Here is a 14,952-nt window from a genome sequence, read left to right on the forward strand (position 1 = left end):
GTCTCTTTCTTTATCTATCATTTCCGATCGGATCAGTGTCGATCAGAATACCGGAATGCTCGTTGTTTCAACGCTTCAACTCGCTCGGGTTGATCTGCACTGGAAACTACCTCAAAGTCCCCGGAATAAACCGTCGGTACCTTTTTCCCTTCAAGATCCCACTTGATGGCTTCTGCCATTGCAACACCGGTGTCATCATTCATTCGCATCACCGTGACATCCAAATCATGATGCTGTATCGCCTCCAGCTCGGCAGAACCGCCACCCCAGCCATTGATGAGAACATCCTCTCTGCCGAGTTCTTTCAAGGCTTTCACTGCACCGAGAGCAACATCGGTTGAACAGGCATACAACAATTTAATCTCCGGATGCTCTGTCATATTCTCAAGTGTAATTTTATAGGCACTTTCCTGATTGGCCTGAGTATAAAATGATGAGACGAGCGGGTATTCAGTCATCGCTTGAATGAAGGTATCACCTCGGGCTTCGCTCACATAGCCTTGTGAAAAATACAGTACAGAATAAGGTGAATGGGGTTTCAATTTTTTCTTAAAATAATCCACCAACATGCCAGTTCCAATTTCATGGTCAAAACCGATATACATCCAAGGTTGTTGGTGAGCCCAGTCTTTCACGGGTGTCGTCACATTCTGTAAAATCATTTTGGTTTCTCGGCCTCTTAACACATGCTCAATAAATTTTCTGTGTCTGGTGGTATCGAGCGTAAAAATCAAATAGTCGGATTTATTCTTTAATGCTTCCATCAAAGACAGACTTTGTTGACGAATATCCAGATTCGGGCGCGTAAACACTTGATGAATTTCATACTTGATATCCAGCTCATTCAAGCGTAATTCAAAAGCCCGAATGTTACGGCTCCAATAATCCGAGACTTGCTGGCCGGGATAAATCACCGATATTTTTACTGGGTGTTTCTGAGTCGCCTGTAATGGCTTCGGCTCAAGCCGAACCGCATTTGCCAAAGAGAGTGTCAATTGCTTTTGCTTGGGGTTTAAATCAAGAAATTCGTTGTAATGCCAATAGCCGCTTAACGCATACGCTGCTGAATGATAAACAAGGAAGCAGGTGGTTAAAATAACGCCAAAAAGTCTCATTATCATCTTCTCATTAATTGAATATGTTCAACAGAAACAAAAGAAAGAGCTGTCGTGATACGCTCGTAGTACATTAAAAATAAAGGGAAAGTGAGCTGAACGACCCAATACGGGGGACGACAAAAGCAAGGTGAATCGCATCGCTGAGGTGATACAGCCTTAAGTGCCACAAAAGAACATACCACTGCCATCAATCGATAATTCTTCATCAATACCCACCTTATCTCATAAGTGATCGATCTAAGATTAGTACAAAATGAACGTTCTACAGATAGTTATGCATCTTTGTGATCAAAAATTTGCGACGGAAATAAATTTTCGAGCACTATTTTTTCTTTGCGGGTTTTGGAAAAACGTTTGACCTTCGCTTCCATGCGCAACGCGTCACGATGTGTGCCGACCGGATGGCTCCAGACCAGCGTCAGAGGAGATTTGCCCCGTAATGCCTTTGCTCCCTGACCACACTGGTGCTGCTGAAAGCGTCGTGCAATATCGGTTGTTATACCGCAGTAAAGCGCATTTTGGGGCGTTCTGATCAAATAAATCCACCATTCAACGGTTTGTTTGTCAGTCATCAAATCTTATTCATGAGAAGAAAGGAACTCATCCATTTGTGCGCGTAACCACTGAACTTCCTGCTTTAATGCCTCCACTTCTTGTTCAAGGGTGTCGAGTCGTTCTGGTTGTGCTGGAGCCTCCGCTACCGATTCTGCAATATCTTCACTTGCATCATAAGGTGTAAACGTCTGACGATAGCGAATTTCTCTTTTGCCCGGCTCCCGCGGCAATCTGGCCACTAATTCTCTTTCAATCAGCGTTTCCAAGACATGTTCCGTTGTTTTCATATCCGGCAAAGCACAGAGACGATTGGTTCGGGTTCGTAATTCTCCCGGAGTTTGCGGACCACGTAACAACAAGCAGCAAATAATTCCCAGCTCTTGCTCTGTCAGTTGCAAATCTCCGAACTCCGTATTGCAAAAGCGATGTTGGTATTTGCTGGTCCGGCTGTGAAAACCGCTTTCATCACTGACAAACCGACGAGCGATTAAACCTTCCACGGTTTCAATCACTTGAGATTCAGATAAATTCATCACTGGCTCTCGGTTGCTTTTCTGATTGCAGGCAGTGACTAGACTATTGAGACTCAGCGGATAGTAATCCGGTGTGGTAATCGATTTTTCAATTAAACTGCCGATAATCCGCGCCTCATGCGCACTAAGCTCATACTTCATCATGATTTCCTTCATGCTCTATTCAATTGAATTCGGTATAACACCAATATTCAACATCATTAATGTTCGACAACAAAACTACATTTAACTATATGACCATCCTCATCCAACACAACAATTCGTGAACGAAGTAATTCGATATCCGTGAAACTATACGATTTTCTTGCTGTGATATAGCCAGTTCTGAGTTTATCCTGACATGGGTCTTCGAACGGTTCCTCAAAAATAGGAACAATAATCTCTGATGATAATGACATGACTTTTGACGAGTGATAATAGGAATGTCAGTATCATATAGTGACTGACTAAGAAAATAAATCATGTTCAACCGGGGAATCACATTTCCAGCTGCCTCAGATGCTAATCGCTAGAAAATTCAGCAGACAAAGCTACTTTTGATTGATCTCAGGGCTGTTCCCAAGGCGATGGATATGATTTAATTCTGGTAGACCATTTAATAAGACAATAGGAAAGGAACCGATGAGCAGCGTATTTGAAATTGTCTCGCTAGCACGCCGTAAGAACAAACTAAAACGGGAGTTGATCGATAACGAGAAAAAAGTTCGGGATAACCGTAAACGTGTTGACCTGCTTGATAACCTGCTAGATTACATCAAACCTGAAATGACACACGATGAGTTCATTGCCATCGTGAAAAACATGAAAGCAGACTATGAAGATCGGGTGGATGATCACATCATCAAAAGTGCGGAAATTTCCAAAGAGCGCCGGGAAATGAGCCGTCGCATTAAAGAGCTAACCGAACAAGATAAGCTCCAGACTCAGGGTAAAAAATAATCCCTACAGCATCGTAATTGATCCAGATAAACCCACAGCCATGTGGGTTTTTTACGCTGCCATATTTTTCAACGTATAAGCTTTCAACGTATAAGCTTTCAACGCATGAGCTTTCAACAACATGAGCTTTCAACAACATGAGCTCTCAACGACATAATTGTTCTCAGCGACATGGCAGCACACGCTTGTCACCATAGAAAACACCTTTATCTCGTCATAATCCCCTAATATTTTTATGTTTTTATTGATCTGATTTCAAGCTAGACTCAATGGAAGCCCTCATATCAATAAAAGGAAAACATCATGATCGAACAAGGTCAGAAACTCCCTGCAGCAACGTTAAGTCAACTGACAGCAGATGGCATCGTCAATCATCAGGTTCAAGAACTGTTTGCCGGTAAGAAAGCGGTTTTATTTGCTGTTCCCGGTGCATTTACACCAACCTGCTCGGAAGCTCATCTGCCCGGCTATGTTGTGCTGGCCGACCAGTTAAAAGCGAAAGGCATTGATATTATCGCATGTGTTTCTGTCAATGATGCATTTGTAATGCAAGCATGGGGTGAAGCGCAGAATGCTTCAGAAATTATGATGCTGGCTGATGGCGGTGCCAGTTTCACCAAAGCGATCGGTCTGGAAATGGATACCGAGCAATTCGGTGGCATTCGCTCGCAACGCTATGCCATGATCATTGAAGATGGCGTGGTCAAGCAGCTCAATGTTGAACCCCCGAAATCATTTGAAGTCAGCAACGCTGAAACAATCCTTGCCAGTCTATAAATCGCATTGGCAGAGATCAAAAAAAAACGGAAACCGAGGTTTCCGTTTTTCATGTATTGAGATTCACCGCACCACACAATCAGTCACGCTATTCACGCCGTTAAATTCGGTAATATCGGGCTGCCTTTTAAACGATGGAATTCAGACAAGGCCACTTTATCTGCCAGCGTGTCAACGTGTGCTTCAGACAAGTCACACCAAAAGACTTCCTCAGCTTCGAAAGACGAGATACTGCCATCCCAAAAACTGACAACATAATAATGCAGAAGTTGTATCTCTGTTGTCGGGTGATAGAGCGAACAGAGATAGTGATAATTTTTCGGGGTAACACCGAGTTCTTCCTGAATTTCACGGAACAGCGCTTCTTTTTGCGACTCACCCAATTCAATATGACCACCGGGAATAGCAACAATATCAGGATCACATGTTTTATCTTTCGAACGCTTTTCCAGCAGGACCTGGGTATCATCAACCAATAAAAAAGACACACATTCATGCACTTTCATCATTTTATTCTTCCTCCGGGCCATAACTCACACACCAGCATCACTTCATGATAAACCGATTCCTATCGTCCAGCATACACCGATGTCAACCAACAGTGCTAATACCGATACCAGATACATCAGTCGAATCGTGCGCTGGATATCATCTCGCTCAATCGGACGGTGATACTCACCAATCCAAGGCTTTTCTATCCGCTGGCCGAAATAATCATTTGCACCGCCAAGCTGTATACCCAAAGCACCGGCAACCGCCGCTTCCGACCATGCACAATTCGGGCTTTTATGTTGATAGCGATCCCGCCAACCAATGGTGAATGCGCCTCGCGCATCGTAACGCAACAACAAAGCAGCCAGAGAAAATAGTAACCAGCTCAAGCGCGCAGGTAACCAGTTCGCCAGATCGTCCATTTTGGCAGAAACATAGCCCAACGCTCGGTATTTTTCATGATGATAACCCACCATTGAATCCAACGTATTGACCGCTTTATACGCCATTGCCAGCGGCACACCACCAAGAAACAGATAGAACATCGGTGCAATAACCCCATCAACCGTATTTTCTGCAACCGTTTCGACCACAGCACGAGAAATCTGAGCATTGTCGAGGTGACGGGTATCGCGCCCCACAATATAAGATAATTGTCGGCGACTCTCTTCGATATCGCCCTGCCCCTGCGCCCGATAAACCAGATTGGCACAATCAGCCAAACATCGACCAGCCAATGTGGTATAAGCCAACCATGCGGTCACTATCACACCAACCCACGGATGAATCGCTGCGGCAGCTTGTAACACCAGCCAAGTCAGCCCCCAACTCAGCGCCACAATCACAATCCATAATCCGGCCCCTCCCGCATACAGCACACGCTCACTATGACTCAAACGACGAATCATCTGTTCTGTACGCGTAATCGCCGTCCCGATCAACCGAATCGGGTGCGGCCAATGAGGCGGATCACCAAGGATTAAATCGAGAATAAAGGCACTGCAATAAATCAACAGGCTCATGGGCGAACGCTTCCCCGTCGGAACCAATGCAACAATAAATCGGGATTCTGACCAAAATGGACATGGAGATAACTCGCCAGCGTATTCTTGACTTGATACCCGCCTTGCCAACGCTGCAAAACCTGACCGTCCCGCACTTTAGTACAGGTGAAAACCGGAACAAGGTCGGTTGTGAATTCGGAGTAATGAAACTCATGCCCCCGAATCTCCTCACCTTGTGAAGCAATCAACACATCTTGGTTCGCAGCAACCTGACAATAACCAAATCGCTTCAGCGAAGTCGTCATCGAACTATACCCCTGAAAAATACCACTCATGGGATGGGTCTGCCCGGCTTGATCAACCAAACTTTCACCCAAATACATGAGTCCGCCACACTCTGCATAGATCGCAACCCCTTGCTCATGAGCACGCTTTAATGCTGCCAGCATGGGTTGGTTGGCTGACAACTGTTCGGCATACAATTCAGGGAAGCCCCCGCCAATATAAATCAGATCCGCATCAGGCAGAGCCTGATCCTGCAAAGGGCTGAAACGAACTATACGAACCCCGCTTGCTGCCAAGAGATCAAGGTTATCCTGATAATAGAAATTAAAGGCATCATCATAAGCCATTGCTAATGTCAGCCCGTCTCCTTGCCCTGTTAGAGCCAGCGCCAGCGTGTCATCAGTTACTGGTGCCGGCGGCAACGCTGAGAGCTGAAGCAGTAAATCCAGATCAAGGTGCTGTTCAATCTGATCGGCCAGCTGATCCCAAGCGTCATCATAAGCCGCTTGCTCATGCGCCGTGACCAACCCGAGATGACGAGAAGGTAATTCAATCGCTTTGAGATGCGGTAAACGCCCGATCACCGGAATGTCGGTATAACGTTCAATTGCGGTTTTCAATAAATCGAAGTGACCGTCCGAATTGACTTGATTGAGAATCACACCGGCGATGTTCAAGGTTGGGTCAAACTGCTGAAACCCCAGCACCGTTGCAGCTGCCGACGTTGATACCGCTTTTCCGTCAATCACCAGAATCACCGGACAAGCCAGTTGTTTTGCCATTCCGGCACTGCTGCAATAGTGAGGGTCCGTGCCGTAACCATCGTATAACCCCATCACCCCTTCAATGATGGCAACATCAACCTGAGCGACACGTTGGTAAAACGTATTCAATAACACCGCCTGCGGTAACATAAACTCGTCCAGATTTCTGGATGAGGTGCCAGAAACCCGCGAATGCCATGCCGTATCAATATAGTCGGGACCGACTTTGAACGGCTGAACCGACAAACCTCTGCGTCGAAATGCGTGCAGTAAACCTAAGGTGAGGGTCGTTTTGCCACTGCCACTGCTCGTGCCACCAATTAAGAATGCATTCATGTCGGTTTAACTCTCATGTCGGTTTAAAGCTGATTTCTAATCAAAACAACACCATAGCAGAAGTAACCAGACCTGATCACCACAAAGTTATCGTTCTGCCTCACTTGAATCTACAAAAGTGTTTACAAAAAGCGCCATCGCCGATAAAGCTGAGAAATCACCCAATATCCATCGGGATAACATGATGAACGGAATCGAACATCAGATACGTTATCAGGATGATATCAAGAGCTTCATCAAATTTTCATATTGATGACCGATAATACAAAGATCAGACGACAGGACATCCGCAACCGGCTTGAAACCACTCAAACGCTATCAGTACGAACATTATGCCGTACTTTGTAAACTCGCCTACCCTCGAATATTCAGGCATACCCGGTATGGTTTTGATCCTAACGGGCAACGTATCATTCGTGATCGACACAGTAAAACCATGATCCGGGTACTATGGAGCCGCCAAAAGGACGAAGTCGTGGTTGTGTTTAAAGGCTCTCATTCCGTGAGTGATTGGGTGTTAAATCTCGCACTATGGATGAAAGACTGTCGGTCACTCGGGCTGCCTTATCATATTCATGCCGGTTTGTACTATCTGTTGCAACAGGAAAGCCAGCCAGTTCGTAATGAAGATAAACTCGGTGTCAGTATACTGGAAAGGCTGGAAACGATTTTGTTACCACTGATTGAACAGGGGAAACGCATCGTACTCACCGGACATTCATCCGGTGGAGCAATGGCATGTGTTGTGGCGGACTATCTGGAACGCAGAACACCGAAATGTATTAAACGCGTGGTCACCTTTGGTCAACCAGCCGTCGGCAACTGGCACTTCTATAGACAGTATACGTTAAAGCATAAAACCTATCGTATCTGTTGCGACATCGATATTGTGACCTTTTTACCACCATTTCCGTTTATCTACTGGCATGTTGGTAAACTGCTCTGGCTTTATAACGGGCGTATTTATGAAAATACTCCGGCCTTGATCCGACTCGGGCGTTCGCTGCTTAGTTGGGTGATTCGTCCGTTTTCTTATCATTTGATGAGTAAGTACATTCGCAATAAGGATTTCTTTGACGAGCGCTAGAGATGGGATGAGGTAAAAAGACTGACCGGTAAGTCGGTGCCGGAAATATAAAAAGAGATATAAAAAAAGACGCTTGAAGCGTCTTTTTTTATCACAATATGGAGGCGCGTCCCGGAGTCGAACCGAGGTCCACGGATTTGCAATCCGCTGCATAGCCACTCTGCCAACGCGCCAAATTATTTCGTTCTCAATCATCGTAGATGGTGCCCCGGGCCGGACTTGAACCGGCACAGCGCGAACGCCGAGGGATTTTAAATCCCTTGTGTCTACCAATTCCACCACCAGGGCAACGCTAAAAGCGATGGTAACACCATCTCTCATCGGTATGAACCGTGAGAACGAAGCATACTTTATCGGATTAAAATTGGAGGTCAACAAAAATTTCTCTATTATCAATCAAATGGCTAATAAACATGCGCATCGGTATAGACAGCGTACAATCCGGATAAAAACCAGTCACCCCCCTGTAGCCACAATCATGGCCTTTTCATGTCCAGCACTGCGCTGGTAACCGCGTTCATTCCATTTTCAAGCATTCAGGCATTTTCTCTTCATATTTTTATGTCATGTTACATGATTTTTGAATCTATCGGATTTCTCACAAACTGATTCCCCTTCTATATTCAACGGATTATGATGACCCCTATCATTAACGTTCAGCCACTCGGCTTACCAACAAGAGCGAAAAGAAAAGGGGAAATTCAGATGAGTGAGAACCAATACGTACCACCTAAAGTCTGGAAGAATGAACCAAGTTCAGGGAATCAATGGGCGAATATTAACCGTCCGGAAGCAGGGGCAAGATTTGAGAAAGATCTGCCTGTTGGTGGGCACCCATTCCAACTTTATTCATTAGGTACACCGAACGGCCAAAAAGTCACAATCCTGTTTGAAGAGCTATTAGCATTGGGCATTAAAGCAGCCGAATATGACGCTCATCTCATTAACATCGGAGACTCTGAGCAATTTTCATCGGGATTCGTTGCCGTCAATCCAAACTCAAAAATCCCTGCTTTGGTTGATAACTCAGGAGATGAAGCTGTTAACGTGTTTGAGTCAGCTTCTATATTGGTCCACCTTGCTGAAAAATTTGGCAAGTTTTTACCGACAAGTGGTTCAGCAAGAACTCAAACATTGAACTGGTTGTTTTGGGCGCAAGGCTCCGCACCGTTTTTAGGCGGTGGTTTTGGTCATTTCTATGCGTATGCCGATGAAAAACAAGAGTATCCGATTAACCGTTTCGCGATGGAAGTGAAACGCCAGTTAGATGTGTTAGATAAACAACTCGCAGAAAATACTTACGTGGCTGGTGAGGAATATACCATTGCGGATATGGCCATTTGGCCGTGGTATGGCAACCTTGTGTTAGGTCAGGCATATAACGCTGCTGAGTTTTTACAGGCTCAGACATACGAGCATGTTGTCCGTTGGGCAAAACAAATTGAAGCTCGTGAAGCCGTCCAGCGTGGCCGTATTGTCAACCGTACGTTTGGTGAAGAATGGGAACAATTGGCTGAAAGACATAGCGCAGAAGATATTGATAAAGCTCTGAAACTAAAACCATAGAACAATTCAATCAAGCGCACTTGTGAGAGTGCGCTTTTATTCATGACAAATTGGTCTGCTCATATGCTGAGTCAGGACGCCATTCCCCGCTGTTCAAATCATTCTCCCTCGCTATCGATCACTCGATAAATATATTGCTTTTCTCTAATGAAGTATTAGAATCCGCGTCGTTTTGATGCTGTCAAACAACCAACACGACAGTTTATTCCTCATCTATTTGTAAAGGTAAGTATTCATGTCAATGAAATTAGCCAACCCGGCCCCTCTTGGCTTAATGGGTTTTGGTATGACCACGGTATTGCTCAATATTCACAATGCCGGGTTCTTCCCCCTCGATTCAATGATTCTGGCCATGGGGATATTTTATGGCGGACTCAGTCAAGTCATTGTCGGCATTATGTGTTTTAAACGTGGTGACACATTCGGTACAACTGCGTTCACTTCTTACGGTTTATTCTGGCTAACCTTAGTCGGCCTGATTGTCATGCCCAAAATGGGTCTGCCAGCCAGCCCTGCTCACTTTATGGGGTGCTACCTCGCATTGTGGGGAATTTTCACCGGATTTATGTTTATTGGGTCTTTGTGTTATCCAGTCGCCAAGCAAGTGGTATTCGGCTCTCTGACTATTCTGTTTGCATTGCTGGCAATCCGGGATTTCACCGGTAATGAAACCATTGGTATGATTGCCGGTTTTGAAGGTATTTTCTGTGGTGCAAGCGCTATCTATTTCGCGATGGCGCAAGTGCTCAACCATGAATATGGTCGTGTGATTTTACCCGTGGGTGATAAACGCAAGGTCAAGGTTCAACCCGCTGCTGCTTGATCTCATGTCGCCCTTGCCCACTGAATCCCTCCCTATAGAACAACGGTGAGAATCATCATAAAAATCAGCCTGTTTCAACAGGCTGATTCTGTTTGTGTCACTCAGTCATATTTATGATTCGGTAAATCTGACAAAAATAAATACCAAAGCGTTCATCATCAAGACAGTCAATAATTCAACGCACCATGAATAAGTCATGATGCAACTGAAAATTGAACGTCACAACTATCTGATTATAAATCTCGACCAAGCATATCATTTTGAACCATCATACAGACTGTGTTACTCTCAGTAAGCGTATTTTTATCAATGTAAATCTCTTTACTCGTCTTGTCTGTAAAGCAAGAAATTACACTTTATATACATAGGGTAAATAATAAAAACAACTTTGTTAGGTGATCAGGAGCTTTAATGTCAAACTTATATTTAAAACAGGTTTTATGCCTTATTCCGGTATCATGCTTAATCGCTTTTCCGGGATATGCTGCAGAAAATGACTTCTCACTCGGTCTCGGTGCTGCATATTCAACGTCAACTTATAAAGATTATGATGAAAATGTCTTTCCGCTACCGATAGTCAATTACGATAATAAGGTTTTCTTTGTTCATGGACTCTCAGCTGGGGCCTACTTGTATCAGGATGAATACAATGTGTTACAAGCGTCTGTGTCTTACTATGCTCAGGAGTTCGATCCGGATGATGCCAACAATAGCCAAATGAAATTGTTGGACAAAAGAGACAGCACAGCGATGGGCGCAATCTCTTATACATTTCGCTCCCCACTTGGAAATATCACTTCCTCGCTTGCGATCGATGTTCTCGATGAAAGCGATGGCGGCATGATTGCTTCCGCACAATATAATTATCCAATTCCTTTTACTCAGCAATTAACCATCATTCCTGAAGCAGGTATCAAATATAGCAACAGTGATTTGAACCAGCATTATTATGGTGTCAGTTCAAGCGAATCGGCGCGGAGTGGATTAACAGCTTATGATCCCGGCAGTGCAGTCACACCTTATTTCGGCGTCGCATTCAGATATAATGTTTCTGATACTTTAAGTGCATTTATTGCCAGCCGTTATCAAGTATTACCCGACGAAATCCAAGATAGTCCAATGGTTGATTCTAGTCACACCATTCAAACAAGTGCTGGTATTTCTTATCGCTTTTAATTGCATAAAAACCAAAACAGAGAGTCAATCGACTCTCTGTTTTTTTTAAATGATTTGCTGTTTTTAAATAAAGTCATCTGACAGACGAACGACTTTTTATCAAACGACCGATAATACCGGGATAATAACGCCAGTTGTAATCAAATATTTCCATTAATTGTGGGTTCCCATAGCGAGAAAGGCTAATGGCATGAAAACGATTATGCTGTGCCTTTAGCGTATTGATTGCTTCATTTAACTCTTGAGAAGGTTTCGGTGCCATAAAATCAGAAATCACCACCAAATCAGCATTCTTATATCGATCACTGTGCATGGTCTTAATCGCATCCGATAATGCCAGTTCTAGGTCAGTGCCGCCTTTAAAGGTATAACTCAGAAAGTCACAAACTTCCCTCAGCCCATCTTGCTTCGTTAGTTGATAGGTAATGATTTGTGTTGAGAAAATCACAACATAGCAGTCCCGGTTATCCGCCAGAGCAATCTGCATCAAAGCATAGGCGACCGCTTTGGCACACTGCTCCGGAAACCCGTTCATCGAACCGGACGCATCAATACACACCACAAACGGCCCTTTTTCAATATCCACTTGAGCATTGGCTGGTTTTGTCGTGGTCACTTTTGATAATGTTCGCGATTTACCCTGCATACGATAGTTCAACAACCGCTTATCAATCAAATGCTTATAAAAAATCACTTCCAGCTCAGGATGTGCTAAAAATAGCATCTCATTGGGAAGAATTTTATTCAAATCATCACTCTGATGGACACCAACAATATCGTCGGTGGCCTGATCAGATTGTTCTTCAACCAACTGTAGTGTTTCGACACTTGCCTGCTGCAGATCAGGATCATCCACCTCGCTGGCCATACGACCAAGATTTTCAGCGATCTGTTGAATTTCCTTATGTTTTTTAAGAAATTCAGCATGTTTTTTCATCACGGTCAAATCAACTTTGCCTAACTTGGCACCGGCCATATTCCACAAACGGCGGATACTTTTTATATCGTCGGTATCCGTGACTTGATCCATAGAGCGCAGTGTTTCAATCCGCTTATATAAGTCGTCCAATACCTTATCTTTATTCGCTTCCAGCTCCATCACCTGCGCCTGTTTGAGCGCATTGGATAAACTGTTATACCATTGATCGCAAAAGTAATGGGGAAACATCGGATTACTGAAATTTTTCTTTTGCCCACATAACTGGCGGGCGGTGGTATAAAATGCAGAATGCCATTCAAGTTGTTGTAACACCTCAGGGATTTTCTGAAAAAATGTCTTTTCATCCCAATGAATCACTTCCTGATATAACGCTAATTCCTGTTGAAATCGCTCCGTTTCACAAACATTGGTCATTCTTTTCTTCACCTGACCACGCCACTTGAGCAAATGATTTTGTACCGAAGTATTCACACCTCGGTTTTCAACCGCGATCAACAGCTGAATGTTGTCCATCAGTTCATTCACCGCGGTATCAATTAAACCCGAATCGGCGATTATCATTGCGAGATTTAGTCCGTCAACACCTAACATCACAATCTCCTAAGCGAAATACTGACCGAAATGATTCATCTGCTGAGCGGCTTCTTCACTCGCAGTAATTGATTGCTCCAACTGTTGTTGTAATTGCTGTAATGAACTTTCCATCGCCACAGGCAGCTCAGGATCGATGAAATGATGTGGCAATGCATCATGAAACTGCCGAGATGCCTGACGTAAATGCGTGGCGGCTTGCGCCAATTGATGATGAACCTGTTCAATCCGTGTTTGCCATGCCTGAAAGAGTTGATGCTGATTTTGATGTTGTGTCGTCACGACAGAAACCAGTACCGAACGATTGGCAATATCTTTGATAATCAACAAGTCTTCTGAGTCAACGCCAAACTGAAAAGAACAAAGGGTGGTATTTTGGTTCACATAACCGAATAGCTCACCGCCCCCTTCGCGGATAACCTTGTCAAACTCGGCTTTAGGGACATAAACCCAATGACAATACTTATCAGTATTCTCTGCATCGGTGACAGTTGTATGACTTTGGAGTAACACGATTTTGAGGAGATCTTTGCGATTACCGGATTGATATGTCTTCGCATGTGTCAAATCATAGCTATAGACCTGTTTCTTAATCAACCCTGCGGTTTTCTCAACCGCCAACGGCATTGTATATTTCTCTTCCAGTTCTCGTTGAATATCGGTCAACGCTTCCTGACCGATCTCCATTTGGTGCTCAACATCCTGCTGATCAAACGCATATTTCAACGCAAACTCACGAATTACGTCCTTCACAATGGCAAGAGAATCAGGGCTATTCCACAAACAATCCTGTAACAGAAACAGATCCAGTGGATTAATGCTGTCACGACCGTTAAAGAAAGCACAGGCTTTGAGCAGTTTGACGGCTTTTTTCCAACGTCGGTCAGAAACATACATCTCATCAGATGTCGTCAATGTACTGTTTTCCGCTGCTGTATCAAGCATTGACTTGAGCTGGTAGAGTTTTTCAAAAACATCGTTACTCAACGTCAATTGGTCTAATGCCTGCTGCCACTCATGATATTCCTGATCGGTAATCGCCAATCCTTCTGGAATATGGGCTTCTTGCGGTGTACCCACCGTCAGCATCGACTTAAAATTTTGTTTATCCTGGATGCGATTGACAAAGATCCGCACCAGAATCCGGTCAAATAACGCTTCCAGACCACTGTCTTTATCTGGTAACTCATTCGATGCCGACACCAACAGACGCATGGGTACTCGCTCAACTTCACTACCGTTGTTGAACGTTTTTTCATTCACGACCGTCAGCAATGTATTCAAGATAGCGGGGCCGGCTTTCCAGATTTCATCTAAGAAAACGACCTGAGCCGTGGGTAGATAACCTTTGGTTAACCGAAGGTAACGTCCGTTATCCTTTAATTCTTGAATGCTCAAGGGGCCGAACACCTCTTCAGGCGTTGAAAAACGCGTCATGAGGTATTCGAAATAAGAACTATTTTCGAAAGCTTGAATCAGACGTTTCGCAATCAAACTCTTTGCTATACCGGGAGGCCCCAACAGAAACACACTCTCACCAGCAAGGGCAGAAAGCAGACAAATTTTAATCGCGTGCTCCCGTTCATAGACACCATCAGCCAGTGCTCTGGCTAATTTATTGATTCTTTCTGACAGCAACGCCTTCTGCGAATGACTCGCAGGAATTGAACTTACCATGAAATGACTCACTAGATTCACAAGATACTGAGCTCTTGTTGTAATATTTTTATACAACTTCAGTTTATTATAATTTTATCGTTTTGTTAATTAGATGTTGCACAAGATTTAATTTGTACTGTTGTTTTTATATCAGATTCATAATTCGTGCGATTGGTTGAAACCTATGTTTCCAAATATGAGTTCTGTATCATTATCAACACTGAGATTTATTCAAACTAAAAGCCTTTATTTTTGAGTGTCATAGCGGTATCGTTTCTCCAAGAATACCCGATCACATTTCCGAGCC

14 protein-coding genes and 2 tRNA genes are annotated in these 14,952 nt (G+C 44.0%); 6 read left to right on the forward strand and 10 right to left on the reverse strand.

Going from position 1 to position 14,952, the window contains the following annotated elements; genetic code table 11:
* Positions 1 to 32 precede the first annotated feature (32 nt).
* The 3 genes from OCU60_RS21020 to OCU60_RS21030 all read right to left on the reverse strand — a co-directional run bounded on the left by OCU60_RS21020 (position 33) and on the right by OCU60_RS21030 (position 2,347).
* Positions 33 to 1,133, reverse strand: a complete 1,101-nt coding sequence (locus OCU60_RS21020) for an autoinducer 2-binding periplasmic protein LuxP (RefSeq protein WP_370738654.1) — start codon at positions 1,131 to 1,133, stop codon at positions 33 to 35.
* 257 nt (positions 1,134 to 1,390) lie between these two features.
* Complete coding sequence (locus tag OCU60_RS21025) at positions 1,391 to 1,690, reverse strand: GIY-YIG nuclease family protein (protein ID WP_074371100.1); 300 nt, start codon at positions 1,688 to 1,690, stop codon at positions 1,391 to 1,393.
* Positions 1,691 to 1,696: 6 nt separating this feature from the next.
* Positions 1,697 to 2,347, reverse strand: coding sequence for a YceH family protein (locus OCU60_RS21030; protein WP_074371101.1), 651 nt, complete (start codon positions 2,345 to 2,347; stop codon positions 1,697 to 1,699).
* 480 nt (positions 2,348 to 2,827) lie between these two features.
* Here OCU60_RS21030 and OCU60_RS21035 point away from each other — a divergent pair, with 480 nt between their 5' ends.
* The gene (locus OCU60_RS21035; protein WP_074371103.1) at positions 2,828 to 3,145 is read left to right on the forward strand and encodes a DUF496 family protein; all 318 of its coding nucleotides are present in this window, start codon (positions 2,828 to 2,830) and stop codon (positions 3,143 to 3,145) included.
* A gap of 303 nt (positions 3,146 to 3,448) precedes the next feature.
* Positions 3,449 to 3,922 carry a peroxiredoxin gene (locus OCU60_RS21040; protein WP_074371104.1) on the forward strand — a complete coding sequence of 158 codons (474 nt, stop codon included), beginning with the start codon at positions 3,449 to 3,451 and terminating at the stop codon, positions 3,920 to 3,922.
* A 92-nt stretch (positions 3,923 to 4,014) separates the two neighbouring features.
* Here the strand turns inward: OCU60_RS21040 and OCU60_RS21045 are convergent, their stop codons facing one another.
* The 3 genes from OCU60_RS21045 to OCU60_RS21055 are packed head-to-tail and all read right to left on the reverse strand — an operon-like array spanning position 4,015 to position 6,803.
* Positions 4,015 to 4,428, reverse strand: a complete 414-nt coding sequence (locus OCU60_RS21045) for an NUDIX hydrolase (RefSeq protein WP_074371200.1) — start codon at positions 4,426 to 4,428, stop codon at positions 4,015 to 4,017.
* Between the two features lie 45 nt (positions 4,429 to 4,473).
* Positions 4,474 to 5,436 carry an adenosylcobinamide-phosphate synthase CbiB gene (gene cbiB / locus OCU60_RS21050; protein WP_074371105.1) on the reverse strand — a complete coding sequence of 321 codons (963 nt, stop codon included), beginning with the start codon at positions 5,434 to 5,436 and terminating at the stop codon, positions 4,474 to 4,476.
* Positions 5,433 to 6,803: a cobyrinate a,c-diamide synthase gene (locus OCU60_RS21055; protein ID WP_074371106.1), complete on the reverse strand. Its 1,371-nt coding sequence runs from the start codon at positions 6,801 to 6,803 to the stop codon at positions 5,433 to 5,435. The genes cbiB and OCU60_RS21055 overlap by 4 nt, the downstream gene beginning before the upstream one ends.
* 298 nt (positions 6,804 to 7,101) lie before the next feature.
* Between OCU60_RS21055 and OCU60_RS21060 the strand changes: the two genes are divergently transcribed.
* Positions 7,102 to 7,890, forward strand: coding sequence for a lipase family protein (locus OCU60_RS21060; protein WP_074371107.1), 789 nt, complete (start codon positions 7,102 to 7,104; stop codon positions 7,888 to 7,890).
* 99 nt (positions 7,891 to 7,989) lie between these two features.
* Here OCU60_RS21060 and OCU60_RS21065 read toward each other — a convergent pair.
* Together OCU60_RS21065 and OCU60_RS21070 are read right to left on the reverse strand one after the other, a co-directional pair.
* Positions 7,990 to 8,063 (reverse strand) — tRNA-Cys (locus tag OCU60_RS21065).
* A 28-nt stretch (positions 8,064 to 8,091) separates the two neighbouring features.
* Positions 8,092 to 8,178, reverse strand: a tRNA-Leu gene (locus OCU60_RS21070).
* 417 nt (positions 8,179 to 8,595) lie between these two features.
* On the opposite strand from OCU60_RS21070, the gene yghU reads away from it, so the two are divergent.
* The 3 genes from yghU (at position 8,596) to OCU60_RS21085 (ending at position 11,455) form a co-directional block, all read left to right on the forward strand.
* On the forward strand, positions 8,596 to 9,456 hold the full coding sequence (gene yghU, locus OCU60_RS21075; RefSeq protein ID WP_074371201.1) for a glutathione-dependent disulfide-bond oxidoreductase: 861 nt from the start codon (positions 8,596 to 8,598) through the stop codon (positions 9,454 to 9,456).
* 235 nt (positions 9,457 to 9,691) lie between these two features.
* Complete coding sequence (locus OCU60_RS21080) at positions 9,692 to 10,279, forward strand: acetate uptake transporter (RefSeq protein WP_074371108.1); 588 nt, start codon at positions 9,692 to 9,694, stop codon at positions 10,277 to 10,279.
* Positions 10,280 to 10,690: 411 nt separating this feature from the next.
* Entirely contained in the window at positions 10,691 to 11,455 is a 765-nt protein-coding gene (locus OCU60_RS21085) for a MipA/OmpV family protein (RefSeq protein WP_074371109.1), read from the forward strand.
* 73 nt (positions 11,456 to 11,528) lie between these two features.
* On the opposite strand, the gene viaA is transcribed toward OCU60_RS21085, so the two are convergent.
* Entirely contained in the window at positions 11,529 to 12,986 is a 1,458-nt protein-coding gene (gene viaA / locus OCU60_RS21090; protein ID WP_074371110.1) for an ATPase RavA stimulator ViaA, read from the reverse strand.
* Between the two features lie 9 nt (positions 12,987 to 12,995).
* The gene (locus tag OCU60_RS21095; RefSeq protein WP_074371111.1) at positions 12,996 to 14,663 is read right to left on the reverse strand and encodes an ATPase RavA domain-containing protein; all 1,668 of its coding nucleotides are present in this window, start codon (positions 14,661 to 14,663) and stop codon (positions 12,996 to 12,998) included.
* Between the last annotated feature and the right edge of the window lie 289 nt (positions 14,664 to 14,952).

Origin of the sequence: Vibrio spartinae (assembly GCF_024347135.1) — a bacterium.
GTDB classification, from domain to species: Bacteria; Pseudomonadota; Gammaproteobacteria; order Enterobacterales; family Vibrionaceae; genus Vibrio; species Vibrio spartinae.

Excerpts from the sequence above, each read along its gene's own strand:
- OCU60_RS21045 (WP_074371200.1), bottom strand. The coding sequence starts at position 4,428 with ATGAAAGTGCATGAATGTGTGTCTTTTTTATTGGTTGATGATACCCAG.
- OCU60_RS21080 (WP_074371108.1), top strand. The coding sequence starts at position 9,692 with ATGTCAATGAAATTAGCCAACCCGGCCCCTCTTGGCTTAATGGGTTTT.
- OCU60_RS21025 (WP_074371100.1), bottom strand. The coding sequence starts at position 1,690 with ATGACTGACAAACAAACCGTTGAATGGTGGATTTATTTGATCAGAACG.
- yghU (WP_074371201.1), top strand. The coding sequence starts at position 8,596 with ATGAGTGAGAACCAATACGTACCACCTAAAGTCTGGAAGAATGAACCA.
- OCU60_RS21030 (WP_074371101.1), bottom strand. The coding sequence starts at position 2,347 with ATGAAGTATGAGCTTAGTGCGCATGAGGCGCGGATTATCGGCAGTTTA.
- cbiB (WP_074371105.1), bottom strand. The coding sequence starts at position 5,436 with ATGAGCCTGTTGATTTATTGCAGTGCCTTTATTCTCGATTTAATCCTT.
- OCU60_RS21095 (WP_074371111.1), bottom strand. The coding sequence starts at position 14,663 with ATGGTAAGTTCAATTCCTGCGAGTCATTCGCAGAAGGCGTTGCTGTCA.
- OCU60_RS21085 (WP_074371109.1), top strand. The coding sequence starts at position 10,691 with ATGTCAAACTTATATTTAAAACAGGTTTTATGCCTTATTCCGGTATCA.
- OCU60_RS21035 (WP_074371103.1), top strand. The coding sequence starts at position 2,828 with ATGAGCAGCGTATTTGAAATTGTCTCGCTAGCACGCCGTAAGAACAAA.
- OCU60_RS21040 (WP_074371104.1), top strand. The coding sequence starts at position 3,449 with ATGATCGAACAAGGTCAGAAACTCCCTGCAGCAACGTTAAGTCAACTG.
- OCU60_RS21055 (WP_074371106.1), bottom strand. The coding sequence starts at position 6,803 with ATGAATGCATTCTTAATTGGTGGCACGAGCAGTGGCAGTGGCAAAACG.
- viaA (WP_074371110.1), bottom strand. The coding sequence starts at position 12,986 with ATGTTAGGTGTTGACGGACTAAATCTCGCAATGATAATCGCCGATTCG.